Source organism: Enterobacter cloacae complex sp. P2B (genome assembly GCF_014895985.1).
Lineage (GTDB): Bacteria > Pseudomonadota > Gammaproteobacteria > Enterobacterales > Enterobacteriaceae > Enterobacter > Enterobacter bugandensis.
This window is the reverse complement of the sequence record NZ_JADBQQ010000026.1, coordinates 64,450-81,060: the sequence shown is the minus strand read 5'-3', so window position 1 is coordinate 81,060 and position 16,611 is coordinate 64,450. Positions and strand designations below refer to the sequence as shown.

Sequence of the window (16,611 nt, the reverse complement as noted above, 5' to 3'; positions counted from 1 at the left end):
CGAAATTCACGAGAAAGCCGTTGCATTACTCCGCGTGGTACAAGCAGTCTTCGGTGGAGCGGTAGTTCAGTCGGTTAGAATACCTGCCTGTCACGCAGGGGGTCGCGGGTTCGAGTCCCGTCCGTTCCGCCACTTATTAAGACGTTAAGCCTGCCAGTAATGGCAGGCTTAACGGCAAAAAACTTTAGGGGCGTAGCTCAGTTGGTAGAGCACCGGTCTCCAAAACCGGGTGTCGCGAGTTCGAGTCTCTCCGCCCCTGCCATATAGAATCCTTTGCTTCGGCAAAGGATTTTTTTTTGCCTGAAACCCGATGAGATTTCAGCATTCTTAAATGCAGCCAGCGTCCCTGCTGGCCTCAGCATCAATCCATTACATTGATTTTTAATAGATCTTTTATTTGCGATTGCTTGTCGCTATTTTGCAACCAAATCGCATACAGCGGCCGCGAAAGGGTAGTGGAATCCACCACGGTATGCAGTCCAGGCTTGGTATCTGCCCAACGGACTGGTAACCAGGTGCAACCCTTCAGCAAGGGGAGTTGCTGACAGGCAATCTCGGCAGAACTGGTTGTTAACTGTGGAACATCATCAGGTGCGATCAATCCCGTCTCATGTTGCTGAAAATCAGGTCCCCACTCCAGCCGCAAATAGGTCAGGTCTGCTTTCATCTTTGAGGGTTCAGAAGCATAAAGAGCCAGACCGAACTGTCCAACAATCTGGCTGCTAAATTCGTCCATCTTGGGGGCTTCTGTAGTGATCAGCAGATCCAATTGACGCTCATGAAGTTGCTTAACCAGCGACTGACGTTGCGCAATTCTGGCTTCAAACTGTAAATGGCCATGGGAGTGATATAGCCGGGTAAGCCACTGACTGAGCATGCATTCCCACAGAGATGCGCTGGCCCCTATCGAGAACTCGTTGTGCCTCGACGTATGCGCAACCTCTTTGCGCGCTGCCTGCCAGGTATTCATCAATGTCTCCGCATACGGAAGCAGTTTTTCACCAGCAGGCGTGAGGCGGATATTGTTGCGATGGCGGGTAAAAAGATTCACACCCAGTTGATTTTCCAGCTGTCGAATACGAAAACTGACTGCTGACTGCGTCAGGTAAAGGGCTTCAGCGGCTCGCCCGAAGTGACGCGTTCTGCTCACTTCAAGGAAAGTTTTTAGCAATTCCGTATCCACATCTTTCTCCGCAAAATAATTTGTCGTTATGATTTAAATGTTTTGTTTTACACTCTGTCAAGCGTAACTAATACTCCGCGCCATAAATAGCTCGGCCAAAGAATTAGGAGCGTGTAGGATGGCGGAAAGCTTTACGACGACTAATCGTTTTTTCGACAATAAACATTATCCGCGCGGGTTCTCTCGTCACGGCGATTTCACCATCAAAGAGGCGCAGCTGCTTGAGCGTCATGGTTATGCCTTTAACGAGCTGGATCTGGGTAAACGTGAGCCTGCAACTGAAGATGAAAAGCAGTTTGTCTCAGTGTGCCGTGGTGAGCGTGAGCCGCAGTCTGAAGCAGAACGTGTATGGATCAAGTACATGGCTCGCATTAAGCGTCCAAAACGTTTCCATACGCTGTCTGGCGGTAAACCGCAGATGGAAGGTGCAGAAGACTACACCGAGTCTGACGACTAATAAAAAAAGGGGCTACGGCCCCTTTTTTTATGCCAGTAACTTTTGCAGATGCAAAAGCAAACGATCGATCGCCCGATAGCTCAGCGCTTCCTGCAAGTGTTTCCTCGCAATATCAGTACAGCCCTCCACGTCCGCAATGGTTCTGGCTACTTTTAACAAGCGCTGCCACGCACGTATGGAAAGCCCAAAGCGCGTCAACGTCTCCTCCAGCCAAGCCGCATCTTCAACGTTAAGAGAACAAAACTGTCGGATCCCTGCATTATCCAGTCGTGCATTCAGCCTGTTTTGACGGGCATACTGTCTCGCCTGTGCCGCGATAACCCGCTCGCGAACATGCGCGGAGCTTTCACCCAGTTTATCCGTCTGCCTGAGCAGGCCCGGCGGCGGAAGGGGGATTTCCAGTGATAAATCGAAACGGTCGAGAAACGGGCCAGACAGCTTTCCCAGATAGCGCAGCGTCTGCTCTGGCGTACAGCGGTTATGGTTGCCCTGATAATGCCCCGTCGGACTGGGGTTCATCGCCGCCACGAGCTGAAAACGGGCGGGATAGCTTATTTTGGCTCGCGTGCGTGAAATATGTATCTCACCGGATTCAATGGGCTCCCTCAGCGCATCCAGCACGCGGCGCTCAAACTCAGGCAACTCATCGAGAAACAGAATGCCATTGTGTGCCAGCGAGATCTCACCCGGCCCCGGAATAGACCCACCGCCGACCATTGCCGTCAGTGACGCGCTATGATGCGGGGAACGAAAGGGACGTCGACGCCACTGTTTGTGCAACGACGTCGAACCGATCAGGCTATAGATGGCGGCGCTTTCCAGCGCTTCATGGTTATTAAGCGGCGGGAGCAACCCGCTTAGCCTGCTCGCCAGCATGGTTTTGCCCGTACCCGGCGGGCCAATCAGCAGGAGATTGTGCCCACCCGCTGCCGTAATCTCCAGCGCCCGTTTCCCTTGCTCCTGTCCCATGATCTCGCTGAGGTCTTCTGGCGCATCCGCTATAGCCTCGTCGCACTCTTCCGGCTCGGACAGTTCATGGCGGCCTTCCAGCCAGGCGCACACTTCCTGAAGATGCCCGGCGATGAGACATCCCTTTTCTGCAATAAGACTCACTTCTGATGCGTTTTCATTGGCCACAACGATTTGCCGCCCTGCACGTATGGCTTCCAGCGCTCCCGATATCGCACCGGGAACGCCTCTCAGTGCGCCTGTGAGCGCGAGTTCACCCACGAACTCATACGAGCCTAGCCTGGTCGTATTAAGCTGCTCAGAAGCCGCGAGAAGCGCAATTGCGATAGGTAAATCGTATCGCCCACCCTCTTTGGGCAGGTCAGCGGGAGCAAGGTTGATGGTGATCTTCTTTGCGGGGAAGGTATAACCGCTGTTTATTATTGCGCTACGAACGCGGTCCCTGGCCTCTTTAACCGTGGTTTCAGGTAACCCTACAAGCGTGAGTCCGGGCAGCCCATTACTCAAATGAACCTCTACGGAAATAAGCGGAGCCTTTACCCCGAGAGCTGCTCGCGTATAAACAACCGACAGTGACATTTGTACTACCTCCTGGTTTGACTATGCCAGTGCCTGTTTGCTCTGTTTAGCCTCTTTTGACGTATTTACGCTGCCTGTTCAGAGATTTTCAGGGGGCATTGAAACCATTGCATCACCGTGGAAGCACACTCGCAAAATGTAAAAAGGCGCGCTTTAACGGTTAGATCTGCAATAAAAAATGAAAAATATTCACTTCCAAATTTCCTCATATAAAACAATGCGTTCATGAAATTTGGTTCGCTTGCTAATCAAATCCTTCATAAATAAATCTTGTGTTTGATTTAAAAACTGTGATAACTCTTTAGGTATTCCTTCGAACAAGATGCAAAAAGAACTGAAAATGACAGCCCTTCTACGAGTGATTAGCCTGGTCGTGATTAGCGTGGTGGTGATTATTATCCCACCGTGCGGGGCTGCACTTGGACGAGGAAAGGCTTAGAAATCAAGCCTTAACGAACTAAGACCCCCGCACCGAAAGGTCCGGGGGTTTTTTTATGACTAAAAAACTTAAATGAGGAGCAGAGAATGACGACTAGCACAAAATTCTGTTTCTCCAGATTTATGACGGGGAACTAACTATGAATGGGGCACAATGGGTAGTACATGCGTTGCGCGCGCAGGGAGTCGAAACCGTATTCGGTTATCCAGGTGGCGCAATTATGCCGATTTACGATGCACTGTATGACGGCGGCGTGGAACACCTCTTGTGCCGACACGAGCAGGGCGCAGCGATGGCAGCCATCGGCTATGCCCGCGCGACCGGTAAAACCGGTGTGTGCATGGCGACCTCAGGTCCGGGCGCAACGAACCTGATCACCGGCCTGGCTGACGCGCTGCTCGATTCCGTTCCTGTCGTGGCGATTACCGGTCAAGTGGCCTCTCCGTTCATCGGCACCGATGCCTTCCAGGAAGTAGACGTCCTCGGCTTATCGCTGGCCTGCACCAAGCACAGCTTCCTCGTTCAGTCCCTCGAAGAGCTGCCGCGCGTGATGGCCGAAGCGTTCGAGGTTGCCAGTTCTGGCCGTCCTGGCCCGGTTCTGGTGGATATCCCGAAAGATATCCAGGTTGCACCTGGCGATCTGGAGCCGCATTTCTCCACCGTGAAAAGCGACGATGCGTTCCCGTATGCAGACGTTGAAGAAGCGCGTCAGATGATGGCGCAGGCGAAGCAGCCGATGCTGTACGTCGGCGGCGGGGTGGGTATGGCGCAGGCTGTTCCGGCGCTTCGCGCGTTCCTTGCGACCACGCAAATGCCCGCCACCTGCACCCTGAAAGGTCTGGGCGCAGTCGACGCGGACTACCCGTACTACCTCGGCATGCTGGGAATGCACGGCACTAAAGCGGCAAACCTGGCGGTGCAGGAGTGCGACTTGCTTATCGTCGCAGGCGCCCGTTTCGATGACCGCGTCACCGGCAAGCTGAATACCTTCGCGCCGAATGCCAAAGTGATCCATATGGATATCGACCCGGCGGAGATGAACAAACTGCGTCAGGCGCACGTGGCGTTGCAGGGCGATCTTAACGCGCTGTTACCGGCGCTGGAGCAGCCGCTGGATATCAACGCATGGCGTCAGCACACCGCAGACATGCGCGCTGAGCATGCCTGGCGTTACGATCACCCAGGCGATGCCATCTATGCGCCGCTGCTGTTGAAGCAGTTGTCTGACCGTAAACCCGCCGACAGCGTGGTGACGACGGATGTGGGCCAGCATCAGATGTGGTCAGCCCAGCACATGACCTACACCCGCCCGGAGAACTTCATCACCTCCAGCGGCTTAGGCACGATGGGCTTTGGCCTGCCGGCAGCCGTTGGCGCACAGGTGGCCCGCCCGAACGATACCGTGATCTGTATCTCCGGTGACGGCTCCTTCATGATGAACGTTCAGGAGCTCGGCACCGTGAAGCGCAAGCAGTTACCGCTGAAGATCGTGTTGCTCGATAACCAGCGTTTAGGAATGGTTCGCCAGTGGCAGCAGCTGTTCTTCCAGGAGCGTTACAGCGAGACAACCCTGACCGATAACCCCGATTTCCTCACCCTGGCCAGCGCCTTCGGCATTCCTGGCCAGCACATCACCCGTAAAGACCAGGTTGAAGCGGCACTCGACACCATGCTGTCAAGCGAAGGGCCATACCTGCTTCATGTCTCAATCGACGAGCTTGAGAACGTCTGGCCGTTGGTACCGCCCGGTGCCAGTAACTCACAAATGCTGGAGAAATTATCATGATGCAACATCAGGTCGCCGTGCAGGCTCGCTTCAACCCGGAAACGTTAGAACGCGTATTGCGCGTGGTTCGCCACCGTGGCTTTCAGATTTGCTCTATGAATATGGAAACGGCCACCGACGCCCAGAACATCAGTATCGAATTAACCGTTGCCAGCCCGCGGCCGGTCGACTTACTGTTTAGTCAGTTATCAAAGCTGGTAGACGTTGCCCATGTTGCCATCTGCCAGAGCACAACCACATCACAACAAATCCGCGCTTGAGCGTGACAGGACGAAAAAATGACGACAAAAAAAGCTGATTACATTTGGTTCAATGGTGAGATGGTTCGCTGGGAAGACGCGAAAGTTCACGTGATGTCCCATGCGCTGCACTACGGTACCTCCGTGTTTGAAGGCATCCGTTGCTACGATTCTCACAAAGGGCCAGTGGTGTTCCGCCATCGCGAACACATGCAGCGTCTGCATGACTCAGCCAAAATTTATCGTTTCCCGGTCTCTCAAAGCGTTGATGAGCTGATGGAAGCCTGCCGCGAAGTGATTCGCCAGAACAAACTGACCAGCGCCTATATTCGTCCGCTGGTCTTTGTGGGTGACGTGGGCATGGGCGTGAACCCGCCGGCCGGTTACAACACCGATGTGATCATTGCTGCGTTCCCGTGGGGCGCCTACCTGGGCGCAGAAGCACTGGATCAGGGGATCGACGCAATGGTTTCTTCCTGGAACCGCGTGGCGCCAAATACCATCCCGACCGCCGCAAAAGCGGGCGGTAACTACCTCTCCTCACTGCTGGTCGGCAGCGAAGCGCGCCGCCACGGCTATCAGGAAGGCATCGCCCTCGACGTGAACGGCTACATCTCAGAAGGCGCGGGCGAAAACCTGTTTGAAGTAAAAGACGGCATTCTGTTTACCCCGCCGTTCACCTCTTCCGCGCTGCCGGGCATCACCCGTGATGCGATCATCAAGCTGGCGAAAGATCTGGGTATCGAAGTGCGCGAGCAGGTGCTGTCCCGCGAATCCCTCTACCTGGCAGACGAAGTGTTCATGTCCGGTACCGCGGCTGAAATCACGCCGGTTCGCAGCGTAGACGGTATCCAGGTGGGCGAAGGCCGCTGTGGCCCGGTCACCAAGCGCATTCAGCAAGCGTTCTTTGGCCTCTTCACCGGCGAAACAGAAGATAAATACGGCTGGTTGGATCAGGTTAATCACTAAGTATAAATGTGGGACGGCACGCACCGTCCCATTAAATAGTCAGACGGGAGTCAATAAAGCATGCCTAAGTATCGTTCAGCCACCACTACCCACGGCCGCAACATGGCGGGTGCCCGCGCACTGTGGCGCGCCACCGGAATGACCGACGCCGATTTCGGCAAGCCGATTATCGCCGTGGTGAACTCCTTCACCCAGTTTGTACCGGGCCACGTGCATCTGCGCGATCTCGGTAAGCTGGTTGCCGAGCAAATCGAAGCCTCCGGCGGCGTGGCGAAAGAGTTCAACACCATTGCGGTGGATGACGGTATCGCAATGGGCCACGGGGGAATGCTCTATTCACTGCCGTCGCGCGAGCTGATCGCCGACTCGGTGGAGTATATGGTCAACGCCCACTGCGCCGATGCGATGGTCTGTATCTCCAACTGCGACAAAATCACCCCGGGGATGCTGATGGCCTCCCTGCGTCTGAACATTCCGGTGATCTTCGTCTCCGGCGGTCCGATGGAGGCGGGTAAAACCAAGCTCTCCGACAAAATCATCAAGCTCGACCTGGTCGATGCGATGATCCAGGGCGCAGACCCGAAAGTCTCTGACGAGCAGAGCGATCAGGTGGAACGCTCCGCGTGCCCGACCTGCGGCTCCTGTTCCGGCATGTTCACGGCCAACTCCATGAACTGCCTGACCGAAGCGCTGGGCCTTTCCCAGCCGGGCAACGGCTCGCTGCTGGCGACCCACGCCGACCGTAAGCAGCTGTTCCTCAACGCCGGTAAACGTATCGTTGAGCTGACCAAACGCTACTACGAGCAGGACGATGCCAGCGCGCTGCCGCGCAGTATCGCCAGTAAAGCGGCGTTCGAAAACGCCATGACGCTGGATATCGCCATGGGCGGCTCCACTAACACCGTTCTGCACCTGCTGGCCGCCGCGCAGGAAGCCGAAATCGACTTCACCATGAGCGACATCGACAAGCTCTCCCGCAAAGTGCCGCAGCTGTGTAAAGTCGCGCCGAGTACCCAGAAGTACCACATGGAAGACGTGCACCGCGCGGGTGGCGTCATCGGTATCCTGGGCGAGCTGGATCGCGCCGGGCTGCTGAACCGTGACGTGAAAAACGTCCTCGGCCTGACGCTGCCGGAATCGCTGGATCAATACGACGTGATGCTGACCAAAGACGACGCGGTGAAAAAGATGTTCCGCGCCGGCCCTGCAGGTATTCGCACCACCCAGGCGTTCTCGCAGGATTGCCGCTGGGACACGCTGGATGACGACCGTGCTGAAGGCTGCATCCGCTCGCTGGAGCACGCCTACAGCAAAGACGGCGGTCTGGCGGTGCTGTACGGTAACTTTGCAGAAAACGGCTGCATCGTGAAAACCGCAGGCGTGGACGACAGTATCCTGAAATTCACCGGTCCGGCGAAAGTGTACGAAAGCCAGGACGAGGCGGTAGACGCCATCCTCGGCGGCAAAGTGGTGGAAGGCGACGTGGTTGTCATTCGCTACGAAGGGCCGAAAGGCGGCCCGGGCATGCAGGAGATGCTCTACCCGACCACCTTCCTGAAATCGATGGGCCTCGGTAAAGCCTGTGCGCTGATCACCGACGGTCGTTTCTCCGGCGGCACGTCTGGTCTCTCCATCGGCCACGTCTCCCCGGAAGCGGCAAGCGGCGGCAACATCGCGATCATCGAAGATGGCGACCTGATCGAAATCGACATTCCGAATCGCGGCATTCAGCTCAAGCTGAGCGACCAGGAGATTGCGGCCCGTCGTGAAGCGCAGGAAGCGCGCGGCGACAAAGCCTGGACGCCGAAAGATCGCCAGCGTGAAGTCTCCTTCGCCCTGCGCGCCTACGCGAGCCTTGCAACCAGTGCAGATAAAGGCGCGGTGCGCGATAAATCGAAACTTGGGGGCTAATGATGGCCGAGTCACAACCCTTATCCGCCGCCCCTGAGGGGGCGGAATACCTGAGAGCGGTGCTACGCGCGCCGGTCTATGAAGCTGTGCAGGTCACGCCCCTGCAAAAAATGGAAAAACTCTCCTCGCGCCTCGACAACGTCATTCTGGTGAAGCGTGAAGACCGCCAGCCGGTGCACAGCTTCAAGCTGCGCGGTGCTTACGCGATGATGGCCGGGCTGACGGATGAGCAGAAAGCGCGCGGCGTCATTACCGCGTCGGCGGGCAACCACGCCCAGGGCGTTGCCTTCTCCTCGGCCCGTCTGGGGCTGAAGGCGCTGATCGTGATGCCGGTCGCTACCGCAGACATCAAAGTCGACGCGGTGCGCGGTTTTGGCGGGGAAGTGCTGCTCCACGGCGCGAATTTTGACGAAGCCAAAGCCAAAGCGATTGAGCTGGCGCAGCAGCAGGGCTTTACCTGGGTGCCGCCGTTCGATCACCCGATGGTGATTGCCGGGCAGGGCACGCTGGCGCTTGAGCTGTTGCAGCAGGATGCCCATCTCGACCGCGTCTTCGTCCCAGTGGGCGGCGGCGGGCTGGCCGCAGGCGTGGCGGTGCTGATTAAACAGCTGATGCCGCAGATCAAAGTCATCGCCGTTGAGGCGGAAGACTCTGCCTGCCTGAAGGCGGCGCTGGACGCCGGTCATCCGGTAGACCTGCCGCGTGTCGGGCTGTTTGCCGAGGGCGTGGCGGTGAAGCGCATTGGCGATGAAACCTTCCGCCTGTGCCAGGAGTATCTCGACGATATCGTCACCGTCGACAGCGACGCCATCTGCGCGGCAATGAAAGATCTGTTCGAAGATGTACGTGCGGTGGCGGAGCCGTCCGGCGCGCTGGCGCTGGCGGGGATGAAAAAATACATCGCCCAGCACAACATTCGCGGCGAGCGGCTGGCGCACGTGCTCTCTGGTGCGAACGTGAACTTCCACGGCCTGCGCTACGTTTCCGAGCGCTGCGAGCTGGGCGAACAGCGTGAAGCGCTGCTGGCGGTGACGATTCCGGAAGAGAAGGGCAGCTTCCTCAAGTTCTGCCAGCTGCTGGGCGGTCGTTCGGTAACGGAGTTCAACTACCGCTTTGCCGATGCGAAAGATGCCTGCATTTTTGTCGGCGTGCGTCTGAGCCGGGGCGTGGAGGAGCGTAAAGAGATCCTCAGCCTGCTGCATGAAGGCGGCTACAGCGTGGTCGATCTCTCCGACGATGAAATGGCGAAGCTGCACGTGCGCTATATGGTCGGCGGTCGTCCCTCAAAGCCGCTCCAGGAACGCCTGTTCAGCTTCGAGTTTCCGGAATCACCGGGCGCGTTGCTCAAGTTCCTGCACACGCTCGGCACGCACTGGAACATCTCTCTGTTCCACTACCGTAGCCACGGCACCGACTACGGGCGCGTGCTGGCGGCGTTCGAACTGGGCGAGCACGAGCCGGATTTCGAAACGCGGCTGAACGAGCTGGGCTATGAGTGCCATGACGAAACCCATAACCCGGCGTTCAGGTTCTTTCTGGCTGGCTAGTGGTTCGGCAATATCGTCCAGAACGCATCAATAAGCGGCTCATGCAGCCGCTTTTTTTGTGCGCACACGCCTAGCTCAAACGGCGTCTTCTCGTCGCTGCGCTCCAGAATCATCACGCGATTACGCACCGGTTCCGGGCTGTTTTCCAGCACCACTTCCGGCAGCAGCGCCACGCCGCAGCCGAGCGCCACCATCGACACCATCGCCTCATGACCGCTAACGGTGGCGTAAATCGATGGATTGCTGATTTTCTGACGGCGGAACCACAGCTCGATGCGGCGGCGCACCGGCCCCTGATCGGCCATGATAAACGGCACCGTCGACCAGTCCGGTTTTTCTACCGATACCTGATTACGCACCGGGCAGGGCAGGGCCGGGGCAATCAGCACCACCGCCAGATTCTCCAGCATTGAGAACGCCACCGCGCCCGGCAGGGTTTCGGGTTTTCCGGCAATGGCCAGATCCGCTTCGCCGGTCACCACTTTTTCCATTGCGTCGGCGGCGTCGCCGGTGGTGAGCTTAATTTCAACCGACGGATGCGCTGCGCGGAAGCGGTCGAGAATGGGGGGCAGATGGCTGTAGGCGGCGGTCACGGAGCAGAAAATATGCAGCTCACCGGAGAGTGATGGCCCCTGCTGATCAATAGAGTGCCGCAGCTGCTGGTACTGTAATAGCGTCTGCTGGGCAAAAATGCGCAGCTCTTCGCCCGCTTCCGTGAGGGTAACGGTACGGTTATCGCGCACGAAAAGCGGCTGGCCGAGGTCTTCCTCAAGGCGCTGGATCTGGCGCGAAAGCGTGGACGGGCTGACGTGCATCGCCCGGGCGCTGCGGCCAAAGTGACGGCTTTCCGCCAGGTGCAGGAACATTTTTAGATCGCGTAAATCCACCGATTCCACTCCCTCTTTTTACATTGCAAAAATTGCAATGTGACGTTGTGAATATATCAATTTCCGCAATAAATTTCCTGTTGTAATGTGGGTACATTCTCGCTGAAACGCGAACCGAACAATAAGACACACAACATCACGAGGTATCACCCATGGCTAACTACTTTAATACACTGAACTTGCGCCAGCAGCTGGCGCAGCTGGGCAAATGCCGCTTCATGGCGCGCGATGAATTTGCCGATGGCGCGAGCTACCTTCAGGGTAAAAAAGTGGTCATCGTCGGCTGTGGCGCACAGGGTCTGAACCAGGGCCTGAACATGCGTGACTCCGGTCTGGATATCTCTTACGCCCTGCGTAAAGAAGCGATTGCCGAGAAGCGCGCTTCATGGCGTAAAGCGACTGAAAACGGCTTCAAAGTGGGTACCTATGAAGAGCTGATCCCGCAGGCGGACCTGGTCGTTAACCTGACGCCGGACAAGCAGCACTCTGACGTGGTGCGTTCCGTACAGCCGCTGATGAAAGACGGCGCCGCGCTGGGTTACTCCCACGGCTTCAACATCGTTGAAGTGGGCGAGCAGATCCGTAAAGACATCACCGTAGTGATGGTGGCGCCGAAGTGCCCGGGTACGGAAGTGCGTGAAGAGTACAAGCGTGGCTTCGGCGTGCCGACGCTTATCGCAGTTCACCCGGAAAACGATCCGAAAGGCGAAGGCATGGCAATTGCCAAAGCCTGGGCTGCGGCGACCGGCGGTCACCGCGCTGGCGTGCTGGAATCTTCCTTCGTTGCGGAAGTGAAATCTGACCTGATGGGCGAGCAGACCATTCTGTGCGGCATGCTGCAGGCGGGTTCTCTGCTTTGCTTCGACAAGCTGGTGGAAGAAGGTACCGACCCGGCATACGCAGAAAAACTGATTCAGTTCGGCTGGGAAACCATCACCGAAGCGCTGAAGCAGGGCGGTATTACGCTGATGATGGACCGTCTGTCCAACCCGGCAAAACTGCGTGCTTACGCTTTGTCTGAACAGCTGAAAACCATTATGGCGCCGCTGTTCCAGAAACATATGGACGACATCATCTCCGGCGAATTCTCTTCCGGCATGATGGCGGACTGGGCCAACGACGACAAGAAACTGCTGACCTGGCGTGAAGAGACCGGTAAAACCGCGTTCGAAACTGCGCCGCAGTATGAAGGTAAAATCGGCGAGCAGGAGTACTTCGATAAAGGCGTACTGATGATTGCGATGGTGAAAGCAGGCGTTGAGCTGGCGTTTGAAACCATGGTGGATTCCGGCATCATCGAAGAGTCGGCGTACTACGAATCTCTGCACGAGCTGCCGCTGATCGCGAACACCATTGCCCGTAAGCGTCTGTACGAAATGAACGTGGTTATCTCTGATACCGCAGAATACGGTAACTATCTGTTCTCTTACGCCTGCGTACCGCTGCTGAAAGAGTTCATGACTACCCTGCAGACGGGCGATCTGGGCAAAGCGATTGCGGAAGGTGCGGTAGACAACGCGCAGCTGCGCGACGTAAACGAAGCGATTCGCAGCCACCAGATCGAGAAAGTGGGCCACAAACTGCGTGGCTACATGACCGATATGAAACGTATTGCTGTAGCAGGTTAACAACCTTGTCGGGTGGCGCTTCGCTTACCCGACCTACAAAAACGTAAGATGTAGGCCGGGTAAGGTGCAGCCGCCACCCGGTTTTTTTATTTGCGATACAGCACTTTAATAATGTGATAACCGAACTGGGTATGCAGCGGACCGGTTGGCTCCAGCACCGGGCAGGAGAAGACCACTTTATCGAACGCCGGAACCATCTGGCCTTGACGGAATTCGCCTAAATCGCCGCCACGCTTGCCGGACGGGCAAATAGAGTGCTTCTTCGCCAGCTTGCCGAAGTCGGCGCCGTTTTTGATCTGCTCCAGAAGATCCAGAGCCAGTTTCTCTTCTTTAACAAGAATATGCAGTGCTGCTGCTGTTTTTGCCATGATCGTGCCTTGAGTGGTATGGATTAGGCTCGCTATACTACCACGCTGTTATTCTCCCCTCCTGACTTTCATTGAGCGATCATTTATGCGTCTAAATCCCGGACAACAACAAGCCGTCGAATTTGTAACCGGACCGTGTCTGGTGCTGGCGGGTGCAGGATCCGGTAAAACGCGCGTCATCACCAATAAGATTGCGCACCTGATCCGCGGCTGCGGCTATCAGGCCCGCCACATTGCGGCGGTTACCTTTACCAACAAAGCGGCGCGCGAGATGAAAGAGCGTGTTGGCCAGACGCTGGGGCGCAAAGAGGCGCGCGGGCTGATGATCTCTACCTTCCACACGCTGGGGCTGGATATCATTAAACGTGAATACGCCGCGCTGGGGATGAAATCCAACTTTTCGCTGTTCGATGACACCGACCAGGTGGCGTTGCTCAAAGAGCTCACCGAGGGGCTGATCGAGGATGATAAGGTGCTGTTGCAGCAGCTGATCTCAACGATCTCGAACTGGAAAAACGATCTGATGACCCCAGCCCAGGCTGCGGCGATCGCCAAAGGCGAACGGGATCGGATCTTTGCCCACTGCTATGGTCTGTACGACGCGCACATGAAAGCGTGCAACGTGCTGGACTTCGACGATCTGATCCTCTTGCCGACGCTGCTTTTACAGCGAAATGAAGAGGTGCGCGAGCGCTGGCAGAATAAAATCCGCTACCTACTGGTGGATGAATATCAGGACACCAACACCAGCCAGTACGAGCTGGTGAAGCTGCTGGTGGGGCAGCGCGCGCGCTTCACCGTGGTTGGCGATGATGACCAGTCAATTTACTCCTGGCGCGGTGCACGCCCGCAAAACCTGGTGCTTCTGAGCAAAGATTTCCCCGCGCTGCAGGTGATTAAGCTGGAGCAGAACTACCGTTCCTCCGGGCGCATCCTGAAGGCGGCAAACATCCTGATTGCCAATAACCCGCACGTATTTGAAAAGCGTCTCTTCTCCGAGCTTGGCTACGGTACGGAGCTGAAGGTGCTCAGCGCCAATAATGAAGAGCATGAGGCGGAGCGCGTGACGGGTGAACTGATCGCCCACCACTTCGTCAATAAAACCGAATACAAGGATTACGCGATCCTCTATCGCGGCAATCACCAGTCGCGCGTCTTTGAAAAGATGCTGATGCAGAACCGCATTCCGTACAAAATTTCCGGCGGCACTTCGTTCTTCTCGCGGCCAGAAATTAAAGATCTGCTGGCCTATCTGCGCGTGCTCACGAACCCGGATGACGACAGCGCGTTTCTGCGCATCGTGAATACACCAAAGCGCGAGATTGGTCCGGCGACGCTGCAAAAGCTAGGCGAATGGGCGATGACCCGCAATAAGAGCCTGTTTACCGCCAGCTTTGATATGGGGCTGAGCCAGACGCTGACGGGGCGCGGGTATGATAATTTAACCCGCTTCACCCACTGGCTGGGTGAAGTGCAGCGCCTGGCTGAGCGCGAGCCCGTGGCGGCGGTACGCGATCTGATCCACGGCATTGACTACGAATCCTGGCTGTACGAAACCTCTGCCAGCCCGAAAGCGGCAGAAATGCGTATGAAAAACGTTAACCAGCTTTTTAGCTGGATGACCGAAATGCTGGAAGGCTCTGAGATAGATGAGCCGATGACGTTAACGCAGGTGGTCACCCGCTTTACCCTGCGCGACATGATGGAGCGCGGCGAGAGCGAAGAAGAGGCCGACCAGGTTCAGCTGATGACGCTGCATGCGTCAAAGGGGCTGGAGTTCCCGTATGTGTATCTGGTCGGTATGGAAGAAGGATTATTGCCGCACCAGAGCAGCATTGATGAAGATAATGTCGACGAGGAGCGCCGTCTGGCCTACGTGGGGATCACCCGCGCGCAAAAGGAGCTGACGTTCACGCTCTGTAAAGAGCGCCGTCAGTACGGTGAACTCGTGCGCCCGGAACCCAGCCGTTTCCTGCTGGAACTGCCGCAGGACGATCTGATCTGGGAACAGGAGCGCAAAGTGATTACCGCGGAAGAGCGGATGCACAAAGGGCAGGCTAACGTGGCGAACATTCGCGCCATGCTGGCAAAAGCCAAAGAGAAGGGATAATGATGAGTAGGCCGGGTAAGGCTAAGCCGCCACCCGGCAGTGTTCAGCGTATTACTTCACCTCAAGCACCCAGTGCACATAGCTCTGCCACTGGCACTCCTGCTCGATCATCTCTGCCCCAAGCGGGTGATTCTCAATCCAGTTTTCCGGCAGCGTCAGCGTCAGCTTCTCATCATCGGCTAGCAGATTAATGGCGGGTAACAAATCATCGCGGCGGCGGCTGGCAAACAGAATTGCCAGACGCAGCAGGCGACACAGATGCTCGGCCACGCGCGGCGGTACGGCATTTTGCTGATGCAAAGAGGAGAGATCGACGGCGTTGGTCTGGTTCAGCAGCAGCGTTGCCAGCAGCTTTTTCTGTGCGGGCGTGTAGCCCGGCAAATCCAGGTTGCGCACCAGATACGCTGCGTGAGCAGGTGCCTGCTTAAAATCTATACTGAGCCCCACCTCGTGCAGCGCACAGGCGCTCAGCAATAAATCGCGGCTCAGATGATCAAGATCCCAGGCGTTAGCGACCTGGTCGGCAAAGCGTGATGCCAGCTGTGATACGCGGCCAGCCTGATCGATATCAACCAGAAAACGACGCTGGACGTTGCGCAGCGTACGGTTGCGGATGTCCTGATCCACCGACAGATGCAGCATCCCGTAGACCAGACCTTCGCGCAGCGCGCCGCCGGCCAGGGTCATACACTGGATATTTAATTCGGTGAATATGGCGATCAGAATGGCCAGCCCGCTTGGGAAAACCAGGGCTCGTTCCAGCGTCAGGCCTTCAATTTCCAGCTCTTCCAGACGTCCGCACTGAATGGCACGCTGTTTAAGCTGCTGAAGTTTGGCAAGCGTGATCCGCTCGTCCATGCCCTGCGCCATCATGATTTCCTGCAGGGCCTGCACGGTACCCGAAGCCCCGACGCAGACTTTCCAACCGTGATAGCGTAGTTCGTCCATTACCGGGCGTAGCACTGCGCGCGCGGCGTTTTCCGCCTCGTCGAAGTTCTCCTTACCCAGATTCCGGTCAGTAAAGTAACGTTCAAGCCAGGTCACGCAGCCCATCGACAGGCTGAACAGCGACGTCGCCTGCGCGCCGGTGCCGGTTACCAGTTCGGTACTGGCACCGCCGATATCCACCACCAGACGGCGATCGTCACCCCCGGTGGTGTGGGCAACGCCCTGGTAGATCAGGCGTGCTTCTTCTTCACCGCTGATAACCTGAACCGGACACCCCAGAATTTCCTGCGCTTTGGCAATAAAATCTACGGCGTTAACCGCCAGTCTGAGCGTCGCTGTGGCGACAACGGTGATTTGAGCATGCGGGATATCCTGCAGACGCTCAGCAAAGAGCCGCAGGCACTGCCAGCCACGTTCCATGGCTTCAGGCGAGAGGTAATTATCGCTGCTCAGGCCCGCAGCGAGGCGGACCTTGCGCTTAATGCGCGTCAGCGTTTGTATGCTTCCCGCCACCTCACGCACAACCAGCATATGAAAACTATTCGAACCGAGATCAATTGCCGCATAGAGCGAGGTGGAGCTGAGCATAAT

At 56.7% G+C, this 16,611-nt stretch carries 15 protein-coding genes and 2 tRNA genes; 12 read left to right on the top strand and 5 right to left on the bottom strand.

Features of this window, described 5'->3' with window-relative positions:
- Window positions 1-55: 55 nt before the first annotated feature.
- Window positions 56-132, top strand: a tRNA-Asp gene (locus IM313_RS21515).
- Window positions 133-186: 54 nt separating this feature from the next.
- Window positions 187-262, top strand: a tRNA-Trp gene (locus tag IM313_RS21510).
- 99 nt (window positions 263-361) lie between these two features.
- On the opposite strand, the gene hdfR is transcribed toward IM313_RS21510, so the two are convergent.
- Window positions 362-1,183, bottom strand: coding sequence for an HTH-type transcriptional regulator HdfR (gene hdfR, locus IM313_RS21505; RefSeq protein ID WP_028014823.1), 822 nt, complete (start codon window positions 1,181-1,183; stop codon window positions 362-364).
- Window positions 1,184-1,301: 118 nt separating this feature from the next.
- Between hdfR and IM313_RS21500 the strand changes: the two genes are divergently transcribed.
- Entirely contained in the window at window positions 1,302-1,640 is a 339-nt protein-coding gene (locus tag IM313_RS21500) for a DUF413 domain-containing protein (protein WP_008501577.1), read from the top strand.
- 27 nt (window positions 1,641-1,667) lie between these two features.
- On the opposite strand, the gene IM313_RS21495 is transcribed toward IM313_RS21500, so the two are convergent.
- Entirely contained in the window at window positions 1,668-3,188 is a 1,521-nt protein-coding gene (locus IM313_RS21495; RefSeq protein WP_048959813.1) for a YifB family Mg chelatase-like AAA ATPase, read from the bottom strand.
- Window positions 3,189-3,528: 340 nt separating this feature from the next.
- Between IM313_RS21495 and ilvL the strand changes: the two genes are divergently transcribed.
- The 7 genes from ilvL to ilvA all read left to right on the top strand — a co-directional run bounded on the left by ilvL (window position 3,529) and on the right by ilvA (window position 10,079).
- Complete coding sequence (ilvL, locus tag IM313_RS21490; RefSeq protein WP_001311244.1) at window positions 3,529-3,627, top strand: ilv operon leader peptide; 99 nt, start codon at window positions 3,529-3,531, stop codon at window positions 3,625-3,627.
- Window positions 3,628-3,713: 86 nt separating this feature from the next.
- Window positions 3,714-3,764, top strand: coding sequence for a peptide IlvX (gene ilvX / locus IM313_RS21485; RefSeq protein WP_166792073.1), 51 nt, complete (start codon window positions 3,714-3,716; stop codon window positions 3,762-3,764).
- 2 nt (window positions 3,765-3,766) lie between these two features.
- Window positions 3,767-5,413, top strand: coding sequence for an acetolactate synthase 2 catalytic subunit (ilvG, locus tag IM313_RS21480; RefSeq protein ID WP_192972117.1), 1,647 nt, complete (start codon window positions 3,767-3,769; stop codon window positions 5,411-5,413).
- Complete coding sequence (gene ilvM / locus IM313_RS21475; protein ID WP_003860184.1) at window positions 5,410-5,673, top strand: acetolactate synthase 2 small subunit; 264 nt, start codon at window positions 5,410-5,412, stop codon at window positions 5,671-5,673. The genes ilvG and ilvM overlap by 4 nt, the downstream gene beginning before the upstream one ends.
- A gap of 18 nt (window positions 5,674-5,691) precedes the next feature.
- Entirely contained in the window at window positions 5,692-6,621 is a 930-nt protein-coding gene (ilvE, locus tag IM313_RS21470; protein WP_003860182.1) for a branched-chain-amino-acid transaminase, read from the top strand.
- A gap of 60 nt (window positions 6,622-6,681) precedes the next feature.
- The gene (gene ilvD / locus IM313_RS21465) at window positions 6,682-8,532 is read left to right on the top strand and encodes a dihydroxy-acid dehydratase (RefSeq protein ID WP_045909248.1); all 1,851 of its coding nucleotides are present in this window, start codon (window positions 6,682-6,684) and stop codon (window positions 8,530-8,532) included.
- A gap of 2 nt (window positions 8,533-8,534) precedes the next feature.
- Window positions 8,535-10,079, top strand: coding sequence for a threonine ammonia-lyase, biosynthetic (ilvA, locus tag IM313_RS21460; RefSeq protein ID WP_088204713.1), 1,545 nt, complete (start codon window positions 8,535-8,537; stop codon window positions 10,077-10,079).
- On the opposite strand, the gene ilvY is transcribed toward ilvA, so the two are convergent.
- Entirely contained in the window at window positions 10,076-10,966 is an 891-nt protein-coding gene (gene ilvY / locus IM313_RS21455; protein WP_008501572.1) for an HTH-type transcriptional activator IlvY, read from the bottom strand. The two genes, ilvA and ilvY, sit on opposite strands and share 4 nt — an antisense overlap.
- A 152-nt stretch (window positions 10,967-11,118) precedes the next feature.
- On the opposite strand from ilvY, the gene ilvC reads away from it, so the two are divergent.
- Entirely contained in the window at window positions 11,119-12,594 is a 1,476-nt protein-coding gene (gene ilvC, locus IM313_RS21450) for a ketol-acid reductoisomerase (RefSeq protein ID WP_021242831.1), read from the top strand.
- 86 nt (window positions 12,595-12,680) lie between these two features.
- On the opposite strand, the gene ppiC is transcribed toward ilvC, so the two are convergent.
- Window positions 12,681-12,962, bottom strand: a complete 282-nt coding sequence (gene ppiC / locus IM313_RS21445; RefSeq protein WP_004886861.1) for a peptidylprolyl isomerase PpiC — start codon at window positions 12,960-12,962, stop codon at window positions 12,681-12,683.
- Between the two features lie 85 nt (window positions 12,963-13,047).
- On the opposite strand from ppiC, the gene rep reads away from it, so the two are divergent.
- Window positions 13,048-15,072, top strand: a complete 2,025-nt coding sequence (rep, locus tag IM313_RS21440; RefSeq protein WP_028014817.1) for a DNA helicase Rep — start codon at window positions 13,048-13,050, stop codon at window positions 15,070-15,072.
- A gap of 51 nt (window positions 15,073-15,123) precedes the next feature.
- Here the strand turns inward: rep and gppA are convergent, their stop codons facing one another.
- The gene (gene gppA / locus IM313_RS21435) at window positions 15,124-16,608 is read right to left on the bottom strand and encodes a guanosine-5'-triphosphate,3'-diphosphate diphosphatase (protein WP_047366695.1); all 1,485 of its coding nucleotides are present in this window, start codon (window positions 16,606-16,608) and stop codon (window positions 15,124-15,126) included.
- Window positions 16,609-16,611 lie beyond the last annotated feature (3 nt).

Coding starts and splice junctions, on each gene's coding strand:
- IM313_RS21500 (WP_008501577.1), top strand. CDS start 1,302: ATGGCGGAAAGCTTTACGACGACTAATCGTTTTTTCGACAATAAACAT.
- IM313_RS21495 (WP_048959813.1), bottom strand. CDS start 3,188: ATGTCACTGTCGGTTGTTTATACGCGAGCAGCTCTCGGGGTAAAGGCT.
- ilvL (WP_001311244.1), top strand. CDS start 3,529: ATGACAGCCCTTCTACGAGTGATTAGCCTGGTCGTGATTAGCGTGGTG.
- ilvG (WP_192972117.1), top strand. CDS start 3,767: ATGAATGGGGCACAATGGGTAGTACATGCGTTGCGCGCGCAGGGAGTC.
- ilvM (WP_003860184.1), top strand. CDS start 5,410: ATGATGCAACATCAGGTCGCCGTGCAGGCTCGCTTCAACCCGGAAACG.
- ilvE (WP_003860182.1), top strand. CDS start 5,692: ATGACGACAAAAAAAGCTGATTACATTTGGTTCAATGGTGAGATGGTT.
- ilvD (WP_045909248.1), top strand. CDS start 6,682: ATGCCTAAGTATCGTTCAGCCACCACTACCCACGGCCGCAACATGGCG.
- ilvA (WP_088204713.1), top strand. CDS start 8,535: ATGGCCGAGTCACAACCCTTATCCGCCGCCCCTGAGGGGGCGGAATAC.
- ilvC (WP_021242831.1), top strand. CDS start 11,119: ATGGCTAACTACTTTAATACACTGAACTTGCGCCAGCAGCTGGCGCAG.
- ppiC (WP_004886861.1), bottom strand. CDS start 12,962: ATGGCAAAAACAGCAGCAGCACTGCATATTCTTGTTAAAGAAGAGAAA.
- rep (WP_028014817.1), top strand. CDS start 13,048: ATGCGTCTAAATCCCGGACAACAACAAGCCGTCGAATTTGTAACCGGA.
- gppA (WP_047366695.1), bottom strand. CDS start 16,608: ATGCTCAGCTCCACCTCGCTCTATGCGGCAATTGATCTCGGTTCGAAT.